Here is a 4,909-nt window from a genome sequence, read left to right on the forward strand (position 1 = left end):
TGTCCCCTTCGTCTAGTGGCCTAGGACACCGCCCTTTCACGGCGGTAACAGGGGTTCGAGTCCCCTAGGGGACGCCATTGCGGGAATAGCTCAGTTGGTAGAGCACGACCTTGCCAAGGTCGGGGTCGCGAGTTCGAGTCTCGTTTCCCGCTCCAAATTCACAAAAACGCCGCTCAATAGAGCGGCGTTTTTGTATGCATGCGATTTGTGGTTAGCTGACTTCAATTCCAATGCAAAAAGGCCCGCTGAAGCGATTCGGTGGGCCTTTTTGCATTGGGTGTCTGTTTACCAGGACATCATCAAACCATCGTCGTCAGGCGCAGGAGGTGGTAAACGCGGCAGCTACCAAAACTTTCAGGCTGTCGTCGCGTCGTGGCGCTGCTTCAAGGCCCTGAACCCGAAGCCTGGACGAAAAAGCACGCTGTCGCAGATTGCCCTGTATTTTTCGGCCACTGGCGCGCGAACCGAGTTGTCGTATTGGGCTGCTGTCCGTCGCTATCACGATGGCTCCAGTCCCATCCAGAGCCAGACTACTCGCTCACCATCCACTGTCGGCATCAGAACGCCATGCTCGATGACTTGCTTACTCCCCGGCTTATACTCACACACCCAGGCGCCCGGATACGGACAGGGTTGACCGCTGTTCGCACGCATGCCGCTGACCGTCCAGTGCCAGCGCACGACCCGACCCTCGTGGGCGGGTAACGGTTCGTTCAACTGAACATCGCGAGCGATGAAACGGTCGCTTTCAACTTCCCAGCGCCCTTCGCGAGGAGCCGGATCATGGGCATTGGCATAGCGGGCAGGCTCTGGTGGTGTTTGATCAAGGTCACGCTGCCATGTCACCAAATCGTCTGTGAATGCTGCATCGAGGTTTGGCATCATTTCGCCCTGTTTGAACGCTCGCCGGGTTTCCGCCTGCCCTGGAACCAGCCACCATCCGTCTTGAATACAAGCTGTTCCAGCTACCATACGAAGAGGCATTGGCGTAGAGATTTGGACGGAAGGCATGGGCGATGGAGCGATGAAGCGCATTGCTGGCGTAGGCCAATCGCTGTCGGTGTCAAAGCGGGATATCCAGCGACGGCTGTCAGCGTCAGTGAAACGCTCGTTGGGGTCGCCGTCCCATTGGCCGAAGCCCAGCAATCCCAAGTCGTCGTTGCGGATCGGCTTGAGCAGTTTGTTCAAGAGCATGGGCAGTTCGGGCACACCTTTGTCAACCGGATACAATTCTGGCTGTTCGCCCAGTTCGATCCATTGGCCGCTTTGTAATTCGGTAATGCTGATACGTGGATGAGAGAGTGTCGTACGTACTTGCTCGCGGGTCAGGTCAAGTTTTTCGCGCCAGTGGTCTGCGAGCAGGAAGGCCCAGGTGGGAGGGCGGATGCCGTGGACCAGTTCACTGTTCATACAGAAGGCGTAGTCGATATCCAGGCCGTAGAAACTCGGGGTGAGTGCCCGCTCCCAAGTGGTGATGGCTGATCGCGTACCAAATTCAAGCGGGTTGGCCATGGCGAAGCCGCTGTAGACCTGATGCGCCTTGAGCAGGTCAATGGTCTTAAGCACAAAGCGGCGCCACGCTTCGCGGGTGTCCAGCCACCATTGCCAGCGGTAATAGAACGTGATTGAGGAATAAGGGTTATAACTACCTTCGTATTCTAAAAATGATGTTCGCCAGAAGTAACCTGCCGTTGTGGGTGACGTGGCATGGTTTTTTTCATCAGTGAAGTTAAAGACAAAAGTTTTATCGCTAGAAATTTTCCTGGCCTGTTCACGAAGATCTGGCAAGCGTGTAGAGCCATATGGATGTGGACGTTCTGAAACGGGGTGGGTGCCAACGGTGTAAGGTTTGCCAAGGAGTTGTTCGAAGGCTTCGTGGATATCCACCATCATCAGCGCTGCTTCTTGGTGGTTGTCTGGAGCAGGGGGGAAGTAGAAACTGATGAAAGGGCTGACGCTGTGTCGAGCATCGTCCGTACCCCAATCAGTGTTTGGCCACTCCTTGAGCTCTGCAATAAATTCATCACGCTCATCTTCATCAAACAAATTATGGGTAGTGCTCACGTTCACCTCCTGTTTTTGGCGCCCTTGGATGTAGGGGGTTGTTTGTTATCCGTTTCAGGGCCAGTGCAATCTTCCGGAACGCGTAGCAAGGCCACTTTCTCCCGCCCAATCTTTTCTCGGTTGACGCCTGTTTTGGGTCTCATCAGTCGCGCGTAATCGTTTATTTGTGTTTGTTTTACCCAATCCCCCGGAAACTTGATCTCGACTGCCGCAAATACATTTTCGATCTCGAACGGTTCCTGGCGGTATTCCACGACCACCAGATCAGGTGCCAGAGAACGCGGGCGGGGCCAGAATGGCTGTATCGCGCTTCCAAACCGTTTGGGGCGAGTTGCTGGATCGCCAAGCAATGCTTTTTGGCTGCTTTGGTTGTAGTTCGGCTCCGCCTTGAGTGGGCTTCGCCATTCCAACGCCTCGTCCACGGACTCAAAGAACAGCGAGGCGGTGAACTGCTTGAGTGCAACCTCAATTGTGGTTTCCACCCTATCGCCGGCGATCTTTTTGCGAATGCGGCGTGGCACCTTGATTGGCATCTGTAGGGCAACTGTGCAGACTTGGCTGATGGCTGGGCGAAAAGGCACTTTACGTTCGATGTATTCCTTGAAATTCAAGTTCTCCTTGCCTCTGCGAGAAGCCGTGCTATTGCCGCCCCGGTCCACAGTGGCAAACGTGGAGCTTTTGACGTCGATTTCACGCGTCATTGCTTCGATAGTTGCTCGAAGCATGTTTTTAATCTGCTTTCTTCGCTCGTTAATCTCTACTGCGAGTTGGGCCAACTCGGCGGCGGTTTTGGCGTTTTCATAAGCCTGGTTTGCTCGGTAGGCCCGATAGGCTCTGTCGATAACGTGAGCGAGCGTTCGGGCAATGGGGACTACTGGCATCAGTCGAGGCCTTCGCTGTAATGAGCAAGAAAGTCTTCAGGAAACATGACTTTGGTCTCTACGGGTGGAGCTTCATCATCGAAAGCCATCAGATAGGGTTGCCAGGTTTCGGTGATTCGCTGATCGTCGCGCATGACTGCTTTATGGGCCTGCACGGATTTGGATGCCTCGGTAACAGTCCAGTCAGTTCCCCCTTGGGGGCAGGTCAGGCCTTCGGTGAGTAGGGTGGCGCCATCAGTGATGCGATATCGATAGCCCGCGAAAACACGTTGATCGTTCTTCAGCAACGTGTAACGTCCCAGGAATGCTCCAAGCGGTGCGGGAGGCGATTGTGGATTGCCAAGCGGATTGCCCGTACCGATTGCATCTGTGGTGACGGGGCCTTTGATCTTGATGGTCAGCCCATCAAGGGTAATGCCATCGCTATCAATCGTGATGCTGCCACCGGGGGCTTTCAGAACAATGCGTTCGCCCGAGGTGACATCGAACACTGTCGTTTTTTGCTCAATGCGTTGCCCTGCGGACAGGTAGTAGCGGTTCCGGACTGATTGCTCAGCACTGCCTCCGATCTGGATGTTATGGTCAGCGGCAATTCTGTCATTCCGATTGTTGGCAATTTCCTCGAATCGGTCCCCACCGATGGTGGCGTGATAATTACGCCCCAGCGTCTGAATTCGATCACGGCCCAGTTCCAGATGCTGATCCTGCACAATAGCAATGTGTTCATCGTTACCTACTCGCTCGCTGCGGTTACGGCCGATTTCAACCTGCTCGTCGTGTTCGACCTTCTCGCTTCGGTCGTTACCCACGTAGGTGGTGTTGTTGTGCTTGATATGGACGTTCTTGTCTTTTTCGGCGTGGATAAAGACTTCCTGCTGCCCCAGTTCATCCTCAAAGCGCAGTTCGTTGAAGCCCGAGCCCTTATGAGTGCGGCTTTTGATGGTCATCCGCGTTTTGTGTTTCGGCAGCTCGTACGGCGGCAGATTGGTTTGGCGGTAGGTGCGGCCCGTGGCGATAGGCTGGTCCGGGTCGCCATCCAGAAAGCTGATGATCAGTTCCTGGCCCACACGCGGAATCGCCATCGCGCCCCAGGTCGCGCCCGCCCAACCTTGCGCCACACGAATCCAGCACGAACTCTGATCGTTGTTTTTATCCGCACGGTCCCACGGAAACTGCACCTTGACCCGGCCCCATTCGTCGCAATAAATCTCCTCACCGGGAGGCCCAACCACCGTGGCAATCTGCGGGCCGTCGATGCAGGGCTTGTCGCGCAGCGGCGCTTTCCAGTCCGAGGTCCAGCGGATGGCGCTGGCCTTCATTTCATAGGATGTGCCAAGGCCACTGCCAAATGATTCTTCCTGCAGGCTGGTGTGCTGCCTGCCCTCGTGCTGGATGGCGATGGTGCGCCAGCGGTCGTTGAAATCCTCGCGGGGATGCTCGTTCAGGTCGAAGGCCAATCCCGGTTGCAGGCGAGCATCGTCGCCTTCCAGATGGGCCAGCTTGGCGTCGTTGCGCAGGGCAGCCAGCCGGGTTTTGGTGAAGGGCTTGCCGGCAATGTCGCGTTTGTAGCGACCGGGATAGTCGTAGCGTTCGTAGTCCTTGTGCTGGTTGTTCAGGTCCTGATCGCCAGTCGCGGTGTGCTGCTGGTTGTAGCGCGGGTGGGTGAAGGTGTAGTCGCGCTGCACCTGCACGGCAGTACGTACTTGTTCGGTGTAGTGGAAGCGGGTCAGTGCCGGTTCCGTGGCGTCTCCACCGGCCATCGGCTGGTAGATCACCGGGCAATCGGTGTGGGTGCCGATGGTGCCCAGGCCGCCGACGCGGTCGGTGAGAACGAGGGTGTGGCCGTCGGCGCGGTGTTCGAAGGTGTAGAGCAGGCCTTCTTCGGCAGCGAGGCGGGCGATGAAGTCGAGGTCGGTTTCACCGGCCTGTACGCAGTATTCGCGAGGCTGGTGCTCGAAGCAGAT

At 56.3% G+C, this 4,909-nt stretch carries 3 protein-coding genes and 2 tRNA genes; 2 read left to right on the forward strand and 3 right to left on the reverse strand.

Features of this window, described 5'->3' with window-relative positions:
- Position 1 precedes the first annotated feature (1 nt).
- Together AC07Y2_RS28570 and AC07Y2_RS28575 are read left to right on the forward strand one after the other, a co-directional pair.
- Positions 2 to 77, forward strand: a tRNA-Glu gene (locus AC07Y2_RS28570).
- Between the two features lie 2 nt (positions 78 to 79).
- A tRNA-Gly gene (locus AC07Y2_RS28575) sits at positions 80 to 155 on the forward strand.
- A 343-nt stretch (positions 156 to 498) separates the two neighbouring features.
- Here the strand turns inward: AC07Y2_RS28575 and AC07Y2_RS28580 are convergent.
- From AC07Y2_RS28580 to AC07Y2_RS28590, 3 genes are all read right to left on the reverse strand, one after another.
- The gene (locus tag AC07Y2_RS28580) at positions 499 to 2,064 is read right to left on the reverse strand and encodes a type VI immunity family protein (RefSeq protein ID WP_103387448.1); all 1,566 of its coding nucleotides are present in this window, start codon (positions 2,062 to 2,064) and stop codon (positions 499 to 501) included.
- Positions 2,065 to 2,066: 2 nt separating this feature from the next.
- Positions 2,067 to 2,945 carry a VRR-NUC domain-containing protein gene (locus tag AC07Y2_RS28585; RefSeq protein ID WP_103387447.1) on the reverse strand — a complete coding sequence of 293 codons (879 nt, stop codon included), beginning with the start codon at positions 2,943 to 2,945 and terminating at the stop codon, positions 2,067 to 2,069.
- The coding region (locus AC07Y2_RS28590) for a type VI secretion system Vgr family protein (protein WP_103387446.1) at positions 2,945 to 4,909 on the reverse strand (1,965 nt) is incomplete at its 5' end. The genes AC07Y2_RS28590 and AC07Y2_RS28585, both read right to left, overlap by 1 nt.

The organism is Pseudomonas sp. GW456-12-1-14-TSB6 (assembly GCF_059424205.1).